Raw genomic sequence first — 13,536 nt, 5'->3', positions numbered from 1 at the left:
GTTAAGCCGAGGTGCTCCATGGATATCATCGAAACGATCAAAGACCAGATTGCCAACAACACCATTCTGCTTTACATGAAAGGTGCTCCGAATGCCCCGCAGTGCGGCTTTTCGGCAAAAGCTTCCCAGGCATTGATGGCATGTGGCGAAAAATTCGCTTATGTCGATATCCTGCAAAACCCTGAAATCCGCGCCAACCTGCCAAAGTACGCCAACTGGCCAACTTTCCCACAGCTGTGGGTGGCCGGTGAGCTGGTCGGCGGCAGCGACATCATCACCGAAATGCAGGCTGACGGCTCGTTGCAAGAGCTGGTGAAAGGCGCTGCTGCCAAGGCTGCTGCGGGTAACACCGAAGCCTGATACGAGCCGCGCACGGTAGGAGCCAACTTGTTGGCGAAGCGGTTGATCGGTTGGCAGATGTGTTGCCTGACCTGACGCCTCGCGAACAAGTTCGCTCCTGCCGGTTGATGTGCATACCGCATAAGCGTAGCGACAAAGAAAAGCCCCGCTTTCGGGAGAAAGCGGGGCTTTTCTGTTATCAGCAGATCAGACGAATCAGTCTTCGCCCATCTGTGATTGCAGGTAATTCTCGATACCGATTTTCTCGATCAGGCCCAATTGGGTTTCCAGCCAGTCGATATGTTCTTCCTCGGACTCGAGGATGTCTTCCAGCATTTCGCGGCTACCGAAGTCACCGATGACTTCGCAGTGAGCGATGGCGGCTTTGAGGTCGACCAGGCCTTTGTGTTCGATCTTCAGGTCGCACTCAAGCATTTCCTTGGTGTGTTCGCCAATCAGGATTTTGCCCAGCTCTTGCAGGTTAGGCAGGCCTTCCAGGAACAGGATGCGCTTGATCAGCTTGTCAGCGTGCTTCATCTCGTCGATGGATTCGCGATACTCGTGCTTGCCCAGCTTGTTCAGGCCCCAATCTTCGTACATGCGGGCATGCAGGAAGTACTGATTGATCGCGACCAGCTCGTTTCCGAGGATCCTGTTGAGATGCTGGATGACTGTAATGTCGCCTTTCATTTTTGAGGTCCTGCCAATGGCTTGTATATATAAAACGCGAGTTTGAGCTGCGCGTATTAGTCTGTCAAACCTAAGTTATTGAATAATAAGTGAAATTAAATAGGAATAAGAATGTTTGTGTTCCGCATCTTGACGCTAAGCGTTTGAATTACAGGCATAAAAAAACCGGACGCGAGGTCCGGTTCTTCAAATTCTGTTAAATCAGGCAGGATAAAAATCTGCCGGATAAGCCAGTGCAGCCTGGCTACTTTGCAATTCGGTAAGGGTATCGCGTACCACTTCCTTGGCTAGACAGGCGCATTTACCACATTTGGTGGCGACACCCAGCGTTTCACGAACGTCTTTGTAGCTGCAGCAACCCTCGAAGATTGCATCTCGGATTTGACCGTCGGTAACACCTTGGCAGAGGCAGACATACATAAATGAGAACCGTCGCTGTAATTTCTCGTTGCCGGGGATACTAATGTTAATGAGAATGCTTGTCAAAACTCATTGAGAAGGTTTCTCTCGGGACCGACGAGTGGCAAAAATACACTAAGCGACGGTGGGCGATGTGAGATGTGGCGTTAGTTATGGGGTGTCCTTCGCGGGCAAGCCTTCCAAAGGAAACGCTGACGTGGGACCGGCTTTAGCCGGGAAAAGGCCGGAACAGACGCTGAATCTTTATCTGCAGAAATACCGCCTTCCCGGCTAAAGCCGGTCCCACGTCATCAATCGCCGAAGTCTTCCCAACCGCCCATCTGTTTCCAGCGGTTGACGATGCCGCAGAACAGCTCGGCGGTTTTCTCGGTGTCGTAGCGCGCTGAGTGCGCTTCACGGCCGTCGAAGTCGATGCCGGCTGCCTGACAGGCCTTGGCGAGAACGGTCTGGCCGTAAGCAAGCCCGGCCAGCGTCGCGGTGTCGAAGCTGGAGAAGGGGTGAAACGGGTTGCGCTTCATGTCGAGTCGCGCGACCGCTGCGTTCAGAAAGCCCAGATCAAAGCTGGCGTTGTGGCCGACCAGCACCGCGCGCTTGCAGCCATTGGCCTTCAGCGCCTTGCGAACGCCACGGAAGATGTCATTCAGTGCGGTTTCTTCACTGACTGCCATACGCAATGGGTGATCAAGTTTGATACCGGTGAATTCAAGGGCAGCCGCCTCGATGTTGGCACCCTCGAACGGCTCCACACGGAAGAAGTGCGTGTGCTCCGGGAACACGAAACCGTCTTCGTCCATGCCGATGGTCACTGCCGCAATTTCCAGCAGGGCGTCGGTAGCGCAATTGAAGCCACCGGTCTCTACATCGATGACGACAGGCAGGTAGCCGCGAAAACGGGCCGCCATGGGGTGACGCGAACCGCCGCCTTGACCTTCCTGTTCGTCGTCGAAATGATCTTCACTCACGCATGTTTCTCCAGCAGACGCCAGCGCAGTTTTTCACCGGCGCGCAGCGGTATTACGGACAGCTCGCCAAACGGCAGACTGGTGGGCGCGGTCCATTCTTCACGGACCAGCGTAATGGTGTCTTGAGGCGCAGGCAGGCCGTAGAACGCCGGACCGTGAAGGCTGGCGAAGCCTTCCAGCTTGTCCAGTGCATTACGTTGCTCGAAAGCTTCAGCGTACATCTCGATCGCGGCATAGGCGGTGTAGCAGCCTGCACAGCCACAAGCGTTTTCCTTTGCATGCTGGGCATGGGGTGCCGAGTCGGTGCCGAGGAAAAACTTGGTGCTCCCGCCGGTCGCTGCATCGAGCAGAGCGGTCTGGTGCGTATTGCGCTTCAGGATCGGCAAGCAATAGAAGTGCGGACGAATCCCGCCCACCAGCATGTGGTTGCGGTTATAGAGCAGGTGATGCGCGGTGATCGTGGCGCCGACGTTGGCCGAAGCCTGATTGACGAACTGCACGGCCTCGGCGGTGGTGATGTGTTCAAACACCACTTTGAGCGTCGGGAAACGCTCGACGACACGCGTCAGGTGTTCATCAATGAAGATTTTCTCGCGATCGAAGACGTCGATGTCGCCGCGGGTCACCTCGCCGTGTACCAGCAGCGGCATGCCGACTTCGGCCATGGCTTCCAGAACCGGGAAGATCTTGTCGATGCTGGTCACGCCCGAGTCGGAGTTGGTGGTCGCTCCGGCCGGGTACAACTTGGCAGCATGGATAAAGCCTGTGGCCTTGGCCGTGCGGATATCTTGCGGCTGTGTCAGGTCGGTGAGGTAAAGCACCATCAGCGGTTCGAATGGGCTGCCGGACGGGCGAGCTGCCAGGATGCGCTGACGATAAGCGTCGGCTTCCTGAGCATTGCGAACGGGCGGTACCAGGTTAGGCATGATGATTGCGCGGCCAAAAGTGCGCGCAACGTCAGCAACGGTGTGGGGCAAAACAGCTCCATCGCGGAGGTGTATGTGCCAGTCGTCGGGACGCAAAAGGGTCAGGAGGTCGGACATTGGGGATTCCAGGCGGGTCAAACTCGCTGGGAATGCTACCGGAAAAGACTCTCTCAGGCACCCGCTATCAAGTTTTGTAGGAAGTTACCGATAGCCCGTTGTAGGAAGTCATTTGTTATGCGGTCATTTTTTTAGTGGAGCCTCCCGTGCGCCAGCGATATCTAGCCCTGCTCAGCGTGTTCGCCAGCTTCCCTGCCATGGCCATGACTTTTCAGACCCGTCTGGAAAGCATTGAATGGAAAGTGGAAGGCGATCAGTTCGAGTGTCGCCTCAGCCAACCCATCACCGATTTTGGTGCGGGTGAGTTTGTGCGCCGTGCGGGTGAGCAGGCTACATTCCGGATCAAGTCGGCCGGTGGCATGACGGGCGGAGGCTCGGCGACGTTATTGGCGGCGGCTGCACCCTGGCAGCCGGGGCGCGGCGATATCAATCTGGGTTCAGTCAAAGTCAATAACGGTGAATTTCCGTTCAGCAGCTCGCAGGTCCAGGCCGGTCGGCTGATCAGCGGTCTGATGGAAGGCCGCAGCCCGGTGATACGCCATTACTCTCGTGATGCTGCCGGGACCACCGAAGTGCGCCTGTTACCCGTCAAATTCAACAAAGCCTTCGGTGACTATCAGCAGTGTGTCAGCAAGCTGTTGCCGATGAATTACGATCAGGTCAAGCAGGGTGAAGTCGGTTTTCCGGGCGGTGGCATCGATCTGGATGCGCAAGCCAAGGCTCGTTTGCAGACCATCGTGGCCTACCTCAAGGCCGATCCCACGGTTAATCATGTTGAACTGGACGGGCATTCAGATAACAGTGGCAATCGCCTGACCAATCGTGACTTGTCTCGACGTCGCGCACTGGCTGTCATGGATTTTCTGAAGGCTCAAGGCATTCCCGAAGAGCAGATCACGCTGCGCTTCCACGGTGAACGCTATCCGCTGGTGCCTAATACCAACAACGCCAACCGTGCACGCAACCGTCGGGTAAACATCCATCTGGAGCGCATTGCGCCGGATGAAAGGCCCGCTCCTGTTGCGCTGAACACGGCTCCCGCGAAGATCTGACGAAGGCTCGCCACCCGTCGCCAGATCGACATAATCTGTCGCTTCATCGTCAGAAGCTGTCGCGCTACTGTAAATCCCACCGTTTGAGCGGTAGAATCACCGGTTTTCCGTACAACCCGGTGGAGTGATGGCATGGCGGACGTAAACAAGGTAGTTCTCGCGTATTCCGGTGGCCTGGATACTTCGGTAATCCTCAAGTGGCTGCAGGATACGTATAACTGCGAAGTAGTGACCTTTACCGCTGACCTGGGTCAGGGCGAAGAAGTCGAACCCGCACGCGCCAAGGCAAAAGCCATGGGCGTCAAAGAAATCTACATCGATGACCTGCGCGAAGAATTCGTGCGTGATTTCGTGTTCCCGATGTTCCGCGCCAACACTGTCTACGAAGGCGAGTACCTGCTGGGTACTTCCATCGCTCGTCCGCTGATTGCCAAGCGCCTGATCGAAATCGCCAACGAAACCGGTGCTGATGCCATTTCCCACGGTGCTACCGGCAAAGGTAACGATCAGGTTCGTTTCGAACTGGGCGCCTATGCGCTCAAGCCTGGCGTGAAAGTGATTGCCCCTTGGCGCGAATGGGACCTGCTGTCCCGCGAGAAGCTGATGGACTACGCCGAGAAGCACGCGATCCCGATCGAGCGCCACGGCAAGAAGAAGTCCCCGTATTCCATGGATGCCAACCTGTTGCACATCTCCTATGAAGGCGGCGTGCTGGAAGACACCTGGACCGAGCATGAAGAAGACATGTGGCGTTGGACCGTCTCCCCCGAGAAGGCTCCGGACACCCCACAATACCTGGAACTGACTTACCGCAACGGCGACATCGTTGCACTGGACGGCGTTGAGATGACGCCTGCCACTGTGTTGGCAACGCTCAACCGTATCGGTGGCGAACACGGTATTGGTCGTCTGGACATCGTCGAGAACCGTTACGTGGGCATGAAGTCCCGCGGCTGCTACGAGACGCCAGGCGGCACCATCATGCTGCGCGCTCACCGCGCCATCGAGTCGATCACTCTGGACCGCGAAGTTGCTCACCTCAAGGATGAGTTGATGCCTAAGTACGCGAGCCTGATCTACACCGGTTACTGGTGGAGCCCTGAGCGTCAGATGCTGCAGCAGATGATTGACGCTTCCCAGGCTCACGTGAATGGTGTTGTGCGTCTCAAACTGTATAAAGGCAACGTGATCGTAACCGGTCGCAAGTCAGACGAGTCCCTGTTTGATGCCAACATTGCGACCTTCGAGGAAGATGGCGGCGCTTACAACCAGGCAGACGCAGCAGGCTTCATCAAGCTCAATGCGCTGCGCATGCGCATTGCTGCTAACAAGGGCCGTAAACTGTTTTAATTACGCGTTCTGAAATGAAGATGCAGCACCTTTCGGGTGCTGCATCTGAAATAAGACTGAGACTTGCTGCCTGCATAGCGCTCCTGCAGCCCGTTCAGGTGGCTTACCGGCCGCCACAGGTGCCGTATAAATGCGGTGGTGCCTTTCACGCAAGGATGAATCTGCCAGTGTTTTGTTGTGACGTTTCAAAAGCGTCATGAGTTTTTTGATTCAATTCCCTCATAAGTTCTGCATTCAATAATCGACCGAATGGTTAAACCGGCAAAAGTTTGTCTGGACCGTTGTGGCCACTACTGGCTTTACCGGGAAGGCCGGGCAGGTGCGGGCATATTATGAGGTTCCTAACGCCTTGATAACATTCAGGCTATTTCTCTGTGGGTTCGACAGGAGGGTAAAGAACCCGACTGTTGAAATTGAGCGTCAGGAAAAATAACACGACGAGCGCAGAGGGAAACGCAATAAGAAACCATATATAGATTTGACGGTTCTCGTCGTCAAGGTGAGGGAGTACCGTTGTTGCTGATGCCTCGCACAGGGCGGCAAACATCGCAATGATGCTAATGGGGTTGATAAGACGCGGTAGTAGTTTCATGGTGTTCTTCTCAAATAAGACCTTTAATGGAGTGAGAGGGTAGATTTTGCGGACTTTCGAAGCTGTGCAGTACAGCTGGAAAGTTCGTTAATCTTCTGTTGGGGTTAGTTTGCTTCTTCTGATTGTTTCAGGGGGAGGGGTCACCTTCGTTTATTTTGAATTCGAACCGATACGCTTTTCCTATGTTCCACACTTGGCGAACGCTCAAACCCAGAATGTTGGCAATCTCGTGGGCGGAGTATCCAAGGCTTGAATAATGCATTGCATGCCCGGCCACAGTGTCATCAATGTCTGACATTTCAGAGCGGTAGGCCTTGCCAGTGTCGCCGACAGGGCGGCTGAACGCGATTTTCACACCGTGTTCCGAGGCCATCTGTTTGATATCTTTCCTGTTCATCCTCAGCGAGTACTGCAGTGCATTAATTCCGGCACCTTTCGCCACCAGCGCCTTCAGAGTTTCCAACTTTCCAGGCTTTTCAAATGCTGCAATTTCAGACTCTGACTTTGCACTGGGGGTGTTCAATGTGGCTGCCTGATGTGCAGTGTGCGAGACGATGTCAATAACGCCGCCCTGAGCCACGAAGTGTTCAACGGCTGCCGCAAGATCCAGAGAGTCTGCATCTTGAGGGCAGGCACTGGAGATTTTGTTGTTCATGATATATCCCTTTTTGAACATGGTTTTACACAGGGCCCATTCAAAAAGAATCGTCGGTCCTTATCAGGGCGCGGTCAGCGAAGACTAGTCCGGATGGGTCATGTTCATGCTGCCCGAATCCCTTCGGCTCTTTAGTGAGGGAGGGTCCATATAAAGCTACGCTTTCTGGATGGTCAAATTGGCATCATTTGTTAAGTGGGTTTCATGTAGTCCTGCATGTTTTTATGAGTGATTAGTGGAAGGGCTCTTGAAAAAGTAACGACTGGTAATAAAATTTGCAAGTAAAAAAGCTTTAGCTAGATGGATTGATTTATGACGCAATTACTTTTCTTACATGGCAATTTTCAGCGTCTGTTAGTGTTGTAGTACATTTCCTCTTTGGGCAAGGGTGTATGGATTTGAGCGGGGATATAGTATTAGCTTTCAGCCGGTTGGCTGCCTTGAACCAGTCTCCGTCAGAAAAGTCATGCACTATTTGTAGATTTTTCCATTGAGTTCAGGTTATCTGCTTTTATGAGTTGTGCGGTGCATGAATACCGCACATTTGAATGAGCAAGGCGGTCAAGCTTTCTTGAGAGTTCAGTCGTTTCCGAAACCTAAGTAGGAATTTTCGCAAAATATATATATTTACAAAATGAACGCCGCAAAGTGTGTATTTTTTAAACGTCGCGGAGGGGGCGCCTGAAATATTCTGTTGGCACAACCTTGACGCTTAATGTGCCGGTGTTCTGACATATTGGATGCCGTCGCCGATGCGCAGGGCCTGTGTATCAGCAATGTAACAGTATATTTTTTGCTCGTGAGGCCCGGAAATTTCGGGGACGTATGAAGGGAGTATCAAAGCATCGTTTCTGGTGATGGCTAGAAGCTATCTAGACTGAGCGCTCGACCACTTGTCACAGTTGTCGATGGCTTCAGGATCGACCAAACCGGTGTAACGCATGTTTATTAGTCCAAAGGGATATTTGAAAAATGCTTGACCCGAACATAATAATTCTATTAGTTGATTCACGCTCCTTTATCTCTATTTTGTACAAAGCAGTTAATTTCTCTTTTTCAGCGCAGGCAGACTTGTGATGGCCTCTTATGTAGCGTCATTTAGACTCATATTTGTAGGAAACTTCTGCTGTGGTTGTGGGAATGGTCTTTGGCTGTCAGTCCCAAGGGGGGTGCGCCATGCAAAGCACTAAACGACTAAGCTATTGTGCTGACTCTGAAACTTCGAAAAGCGAAAATTGGACTGCCCATGAATAAAGTGCTGATCGTGGACGATCATCCCGTCATTCGCCTTGCTGTTCGTATGCTGATGGAGCGCCATGGCTATGAGGTCATTGCGGAGACGGATAATGGAGTGGATGCCCTGCAACTGGCTCGTGAGCATTTGCCCGATATCGTGATTCTCGACATAGGCATTCCAAAGCTGGATGGCCTTGAAGTCATTGCGCGTCTGTCTGCCATGACGCTGCCGTTCAAGGTGCTGATCCTTACTTCTCAGGCACCTGGGCATTTCTCAATGCGCTGCATGCAGGCCGGGGCAGCTGGATATGTGTGCAAGCAGCAAGACCTCACCGAATTGTTGAGTGCGATCAAGGCCGTATTGTCGGGCTACAGTTATTTCCCTAACCAGGCGCTGCATACCGTTCGCTCAAGCATGGGCAATGCCAGCGAAGCTGACATGGTCGATCGTCTTTCTGGTCGGGAAATGATGGTGTTGCAGCAATTGGCTCGAGGCAAAACCAATAAGGAAATTGCAGATGGAATGTTTTTGAGCAATAAAACAGTCAGCACCTACAAAACTCGGCTGCTGCTCAAGCTGAATGCTCATTCGCTGGTCGATCTTATCGAGCTTGCTCAGCGTAATGGTCTGGTCTGAGGGGGCTTTGCGGTTTTCGTCGGGAGGGAATCATGACATTGCGCCACCGCGTTTGGCGCTGAGCTCTAAAGCCTCTCGCACATGAGAGGCTTTGAATGGCGGGTGACGCGGTCGTAGCGATCAAAGATCGTAGTCGTAATCAGCCAGTTGCTTCTGCAGGCGTCTTTCTTCAAGCATGTTGTCGATCGTGCGCCGTTTGCTGAGATTGGTCTTGGCCGGTTCAACAGGTGCAGGTTCTGCATCATCTGATTCAACCGCAATGAAATCGTCGTCTACGTCCAATTGCTCTTTGTCGGTGCTCATAAGGTGACTCCAGACTTAGGCTGTCGTTGGCGCACCTTATAGCGAGTATCTGCGAGCGGGTAAAAAAGATTTTTTCAATCGATCAGTCGTTCGAGGCCCTATCGCTCAATCGTCCGAGGTCTTGTGCTTGTAATCGCACAGGTCTTCTATCATGCAGCTGCCGCAGCGTGGCTTTCGAGCCTGGCAAACGTAGCGGCCGAGCAGGATCAGCCAGTGGTGGGCATCCAGCAAATAATCTTTGGGTACAAACTTCATCAACTGCTTTTCTACCTCAACCACGTTTTTACCTGGTGCGATGCCGGTACGATTGCTGACACGAAATATGTGAGTGTCTACCGCCATGGCAATTTGGCGAAATGCGGTATTGAGCACCACATTGGCTGTCTTGCGCCCGACGCCGGGCAAGGCTTCAAGTGCTTCGCGTGTCTGTGGCACTTCTCCACCGTGCAACTCCATGAGCATTCGGCACGTTTCTATAACGTTTTTAGCCTTGCTGTTGTAGAGACCGATGGTTTTTATGTACTCGGACAAACCTTCCACGCCAAGGTCATAGATCGCCTGTGGGGTGTTGGCGACAGGATAAAGCCGTGCGGTGGCCTTGTTCACGCTGACATCGGTTGCCTGTGCTGAAAGGATCACAGAGATAAGCAGTTCAAATGGCGTGGTGTAGGCCAGTTCAGTCTTTGGATCCGGGTTGTCTTCGTGAAGGCGACGAAAGATTTCCTGACGTTTTGCAGCATTCATGAACCGGGGTTTTCCTTGGGGGCGATAGCTTGCGGGTTGGCCGACAGACTCTGTTCTGCGGTCTCAAGCGCCTGTTCGGCATGTTGAAGCTCAGTCGTCAGGCTCGCGATCTGCTCTGAAGAGGCCTCGCTCGTTTGCGCTTTTTTCAAGGCAGCGCGGGCCATGGCCAGTTGGATTTTTGCACGTTTGACCCCGCTGTTGTCCATCCGCGGCATTGGAGTCGCGATTGGGCCTGGCTGCGCGGATTGAAGGCTGTTAAGCGCTTGTTCGGCCGTTTCGTATTCCTGCTGCAGTTGAACCAGACGTGCTGCCTGCTCGGCGATGGGAGGGTGACCGAATGCCTTCAGGGATTTATTGAGTTGAGCCCTGCTCATTGCCACGTTGATGCGGGCTTTTTTCAATGCTTCGTCATCGACGGCAACGCTTTGCGTGTTTGTGCGCTCCATTGCTGAATGCACGGGTAAGCGAGATGCGTCAGGCGCTGCTGTTGCCCTTTGCGTACGCGCAAGTCGCTCAGCGTGCCGACGCTCCTCTTCACGTCGCAGCCGCGCGTTGCGGGACTCGAAGCGACGTCGTGCCTGGTTTCGCTTGTGGCTGCGATTCTCTTGCTCTGGCACAGTCGTCGCGTGCCCGCTGACGATAGGTATGACGGTAGAAGGCAGCGGCAGCAGGTCAATGCAATCCACCGGGCAGGGGGCGACACACAGGTCGCAACCGGTGCATTCGTTGACGATGACGGTGTGCATGAACTTTGCTGCGCCGACGATAGCGTCGACCGGGCAGGCCTGAATGCACTTGGTGCAGCCAATGCATTCAGCTTCCCGGATAAACGCGACTTGTGCTGGCGCCGAACCCCGCTGCGGATCGACGCGCAGGGCGGGAACGCTGAGCAACTGCGCCAGAGCCGCAACGGTCTCATCGCCACCCGGCGGACATTTGTTGATCGCCTCGCCCTGGGCTATTCCTTCTGCGTAAGGCTTGCAGCCGGGATGCCCGCATTTTCCGCATTGGGTCTGGGGCAGCAGGGCGTCGATGCTTTGGATGAGGTTCATGGTTTTGCCGAATAGGCGAATAGGCGAATAGGCGAACAGGCGGTGAGCAATGAAGTGGGTAAAGCGCTCTCTGACGAGCGTTCGGTTACTGCAAAAAGCATAAACCCGATAACAGCATACAAGGCTGTTATCGGGTAAGGCTCATGTCTTACTTGATGCGCTGGCCGGGTTTGGCACCGCTATCAGGGCTAAGCAGGTAAATTTCTTCACCACCCGGGCCTGCGGCCATCACCATGCCTTCCGAGATGCCGAAGCGCATTTTCCGCGGCTTGAGGTTGGCGATCATCATGGTCAGACGACCCTCAAGCTCGGCCGGGTTCGGGTAGGCGCTTTTGATGCCGGAGAACACGTTGCGCTGCTCGTCACCGATATCCAGCGTCAGGCGTAGCAGTTTGTCTGCCCCTTCAACATGCTCAGCCTTGAGGATCAGGGCGACTCGCAGGTCAACTGCCGCAAAGGTATCGAAATCGATCTCGGCAGACAGCGGATCCTTGACGAGCTCACCGTTACCCTCGGGGGCTGCACCGGTATCGGTTGCGCTGGCCGTCAGGTCTTCTTTCGAAGCGGCAGTCATGGCTTCAACCTTGGCTGGATCGATGCGGCTCATCAGGGCCTGGAACGGGTTGAGCTGATGATTGCTCAGCAGCGTCTTGTGATCATCCCAGGTCAGTGGCGCAACGTTGAGAAATTTCTCGGCGTCGGCAGCCAGCAGTGGCAATACCGGCTTGAGGAAAATCACCAATTGCCGGAACAGGTTGATGCCCAGTGCGCAAACCGCCTGCACTTCATCCTGTTTACCTTCCTGCTTGGCCAGCGACCAGGGAGCCTTGTCGGCAATCCAGGCATTGGCCCGGTCCGCCAGACCCATGATTTCGCGCATCGCGCGGGCGAAGTCGCGTGCCTCATAGGCTTCCGCGATACCAGGCGCTGCGGCCAGAAATGCGTCGGTCAATTCCGGGGCTGCATTTTCAGCCACCATGACACCGGCATTGCCTTTGTGAATGAAGCCGGCACAACGACTGGCAATGTTCACGACCTTGCCGATCAGGTCCGAGTTGACCTTCTGTACGAAGTCGTCGAGGTTCAGATCGAGATCGTCCACACCCTTGCCGAGCTTGGCTGCGTAGTAATAACGCAGGTACTCCGGCGACAGCTGATCCAGATAGGTGCGGGCCTTGATGAACGTGCCGCGCGATTTCGACATTTTCTGGCCATTGACGGTCAGGTAGCCGTGTACGTTGATACCGGTCGGCTTGCGCAGGTCAGCACCTTCAAGCATTGCTGGCCAGAACAGGGCGTGGAAGTTGACGATGTCCTTGCCGATGAAATGATACAGCTCGGTGGTCGAATCCTTGGCCCAGAATGCATCGAAATCCAGATCCGGACGGCGCGCGCAAAGGTTCTTGAAGCTGGCCATGTAACCGACAGGAGCGTCCAGCCATACGTAGAAGTACTTGCCCGGCTCATCAGGGATTTCGAAGCCGAAGTAAGGCGCGTCGCGGGAGATATCCCACTGCTGCAGGCCGGCATCCAGCCATTCGGCAATCTTGTTTGCCACGGCATCCTGCAAGGTGCCGCTGCGTGTCCAGCTTTTGAGCATGGCGTCAAAGGCTGGCAGGTCGAAGAAGAAATGCTTCGAGTCTTTCAAGACAGGCGTAGCGCCGGAAATCGCCGATTTCGGGTCCTTCAGGTCAGTGGGGGCGTAGGTCGCGCCGCACTTTTCGCAGTTGTCACCGTACTGATCCTCAGTGCCGCATTTCGGGCACGTGCCCTTGATGAAGCGGTCGGCCAGGAACATTTTCTTTTCCGGGTCGAAATACTGGGTGATAGAGCGAGTAGCGATATGCCCGGCATCGCGCAGGCGGGTGTAGATCATGCTCGACAGCTCGCGGTTTTCATCCGAGTGCGTCGAGTGGAAATTGTCGAAGTCCACCAGGAAATCACTGAAGTCGGCGCTGTGTTCCGCCTTGACGTTGTCGATCAGTTGTTCCGGGGTGATGCCTTCCTTTTCTGCGCGCAGCATGATTGCCGAGCCGTGAGCGTCGTCCGCGCAGACATAAATGCATTGGTTGCCGCGGTGCTTCTGGAAGCGCACCCACATATCGGTCTGGATGTACTCAAGCATATGGCCAAGATGGATCGAACCATTGGCATAGGGCAGGGCGCTGGTAACGAGGATCTTGCGTGGCTCGGACATGGGGCTCGGCTACTTGAAGTGAAACGGAGGTCGGCCACTATAAAGGTCTGAGTGATTTTTTTCATCCTGTGCTGACTGTAGGAATGTGCGCTTTGAATCCTTGCGCATCGCCTGTAGGAGCGCGCTTGCCCGCGATTGCGGTATTTCAGTCGAAATATTACCGCCCGGTCTGACGCTATCGCGGGCAAGTGCGCTCCTACGGGAATGATGATTCCAGCGAAACCATGCCGGTGGCGCGCAGAAGCGTTAGGATAGCCGCCTGTT

13 protein-coding genes are annotated in these 13,536 nt (G+C 54.4%); 4 read left to right on the top strand and 9 right to left on the bottom strand.

Annotated features, from left to right (window positions below; all coding sequences use genetic code 11):
* The first annotated feature begins 18 nt into the window (after positions 1–18).
* On the top strand, positions 19–360 hold the full coding sequence (grxD, locus tag CKW31_RS25530; protein ID WP_087269113.1) for a Grx4 family monothiol glutaredoxin: 342 nt from the start codon (positions 19–21) through the stop codon (positions 358–360).
* 195 nt (positions 361–555) lie between these two features.
* Here the strand turns inward: grxD and bfr are convergent, their stop codons facing one another.
* The 4 genes from bfr to pyrC form a co-directional block, all read right to left on the bottom strand.
* A complete protein-coding gene (bfr, locus tag CKW31_RS25525; protein ID WP_027900754.1) occupies positions 556–1,029 on the bottom strand; it encodes a bacterioferritin in 474 nt (157 codons plus the stop codon).
* A gap of 201 nt (positions 1,030–1,230) precedes the next feature.
* On the bottom strand, positions 1,231–1,449 hold the full coding sequence (locus CKW31_RS25520) for a bacterioferritin-associated ferredoxin (protein ID WP_095101288.1): 219 nt from the start codon (positions 1,447–1,449) through the stop codon (positions 1,231–1,233).
* Positions 1,450–1,739: 290 nt separating this feature from the next.
* Positions 1,740–2,411, bottom strand: a complete 672-nt coding sequence (gene rnt, locus CKW31_RS25515; RefSeq protein WP_027898437.1) for a ribonuclease T — start codon at positions 2,409–2,411, stop codon at positions 1,740–1,742.
* The gene (gene pyrC / locus CKW31_RS25510) at positions 2,408–3,454 is read right to left on the bottom strand and encodes a dihydroorotase (protein ID WP_095101286.1); all 1,047 of its coding nucleotides are present in this window, start codon (positions 3,452–3,454) and stop codon (positions 2,408–2,410) included. Before pyrC ends, rnt begins: the two co-directional genes overlap by 4 nt.
* Positions 3,455–3,600: 146 nt before the next feature.
* Here pyrC and CKW31_RS25505 point away from each other — a divergent pair, with 146 nt between their 5' ends.
* Positions 3,601–4,506, top strand: a complete 906-nt coding sequence (locus CKW31_RS25505; protein ID WP_095101284.1) for an OmpA family protein — start codon at positions 3,601–3,603, stop codon at positions 4,504–4,506.
* Between the two features lie 132 nt (positions 4,507–4,638).
* Complete coding sequence (locus tag CKW31_RS25500) at positions 4,639–5,856, top strand: argininosuccinate synthase (protein WP_027898440.1); 1,218 nt, start codon at positions 4,639–4,641, stop codon at positions 5,854–5,856.
* A 719-nt stretch (positions 5,857–6,575) separates the two neighbouring features.
* Here the strand turns inward: CKW31_RS25500 and CKW31_RS25490 are convergent.
* On the bottom strand, positions 6,576–7,103 hold the full coding sequence (locus tag CKW31_RS25490; protein ID WP_095101280.1) for a hypothetical protein: 528 nt from the start codon (positions 7,101–7,103) through the stop codon (positions 6,576–6,578).
* 1,246 nt (positions 7,104–8,349) lie between these two features.
* Between CKW31_RS25490 and CKW31_RS25485 the strand changes: the two genes are divergently transcribed.
* Complete coding sequence (locus CKW31_RS25485) at positions 8,350–8,976, top strand: response regulator transcription factor (protein WP_025261490.1); 627 nt, start codon at positions 8,350–8,352, stop codon at positions 8,974–8,976.
* A 120-nt stretch (positions 8,977–9,096) separates the two neighbouring features.
* Here CKW31_RS25485 and CKW31_RS25480 read toward each other — a convergent pair whose 3' ends face one another.
* The 4 genes from CKW31_RS25480 to metG all read right to left on the bottom strand — a co-directional run bounded on the left by CKW31_RS25480 (position 9,097) and on the right by metG (position 13,272).
* Entirely contained in the window at positions 9,097–9,279 is a 183-nt protein-coding gene (locus tag CKW31_RS25480; RefSeq protein WP_027898442.1) for a PA3496 family putative envelope integrity protein, read from the bottom strand.
* A 105-nt stretch (positions 9,280–9,384) separates the two neighbouring features.
* Entirely contained in the window at positions 9,385–10,023 is a 639-nt protein-coding gene (gene nth / locus CKW31_RS25475) for an endonuclease III (protein WP_095101278.1), read from the bottom strand.
* Complete coding sequence (rsxB, locus tag CKW31_RS25470; RefSeq protein WP_256582730.1) at positions 10,020–11,114, bottom strand: electron transport complex subunit RsxB; 1,095 nt, start codon at positions 11,112–11,114, stop codon at positions 10,020–10,022. The genes nth and rsxB overlap by 4 nt, the downstream gene beginning before the upstream one ends.
* A gap of 109 nt (positions 11,115–11,223) precedes the next feature.
* On the bottom strand, positions 11,224–13,272 hold the full coding sequence (metG, locus tag CKW31_RS25465; protein WP_095101274.1) for a methionine--tRNA ligase: 2,049 nt from the start codon (positions 13,270–13,272) through the stop codon (positions 11,224–11,226).
* Positions 13,273–13,536 lie beyond the last annotated feature (264 nt).

Source organism: Pseudomonas sp. Irchel 3A5 (genome assembly GCF_900187575.1).
Taxonomy (GTDB): Bacteria; Pseudomonadota; Gammaproteobacteria; order Pseudomonadales; family Pseudomonadaceae; genus Aquipseudomonas; species Aquipseudomonas folii.
This window is presented reverse-complemented; position numbering and strand designations above follow the sequence as displayed.

Bases quoted from the DNA above. Each gene is read 5' to 3' on its own strand.
- CKW31_RS25520 (WP_095101288.1), bottom strand. From the start codon at position 1,449: ATGTATGTCTGCCTCTGCCAAGGTGTTACCGACGGTCAAATCCGAGAT.
- CKW31_RS25490 (WP_095101280.1), bottom strand. From the start codon at position 7,103: ATGAACAACAAAATCTCCAGTGCCTGCCCTCAAGATGCAGACTCTCTG.
- pyrC (WP_095101286.1), bottom strand. From the start codon at position 3,454: ATGTCCGACCTCCTGACCCTTTTGCGTCCCGACGACTGGCACATACAC.
- bfr (WP_027900754.1), bottom strand. From the start codon at position 1,029: ATGAAAGGCGACATTACAGTCATCCAGCATCTCAACAGGATCCTCGGA.
- metG (WP_095101274.1), bottom strand. From the start codon at position 13,272: ATGTCCGAGCCACGCAAGATCCTCGTTACCAGCGCCCTGCCCTATGCC.
- nth (WP_095101278.1), bottom strand. From the start codon at position 10,023: ATGAATGCTGCAAAACGTCAGGAAATCTTTCGTCGCCTTCACGAAGAC.
- grxD (WP_087269113.1), top strand. From the start codon at position 19: ATGGATATCATCGAAACGATCAAAGACCAGATTGCCAACAACACCATT.
- CKW31_RS25500 (WP_027898440.1), top strand. From the start codon at position 4,639: ATGGCGGACGTAAACAAGGTAGTTCTCGCGTATTCCGGTGGCCTGGAT.
- CKW31_RS25485 (WP_025261490.1), top strand. From the start codon at position 8,350: ATGAATAAAGTGCTGATCGTGGACGATCATCCCGTCATTCGCCTTGCT.
- CKW31_RS25480 (WP_027898442.1), bottom strand. From the start codon at position 9,279: ATGAGCACCGACAAAGAGCAATTGGACGTAGACGACGATTTCATTGCG.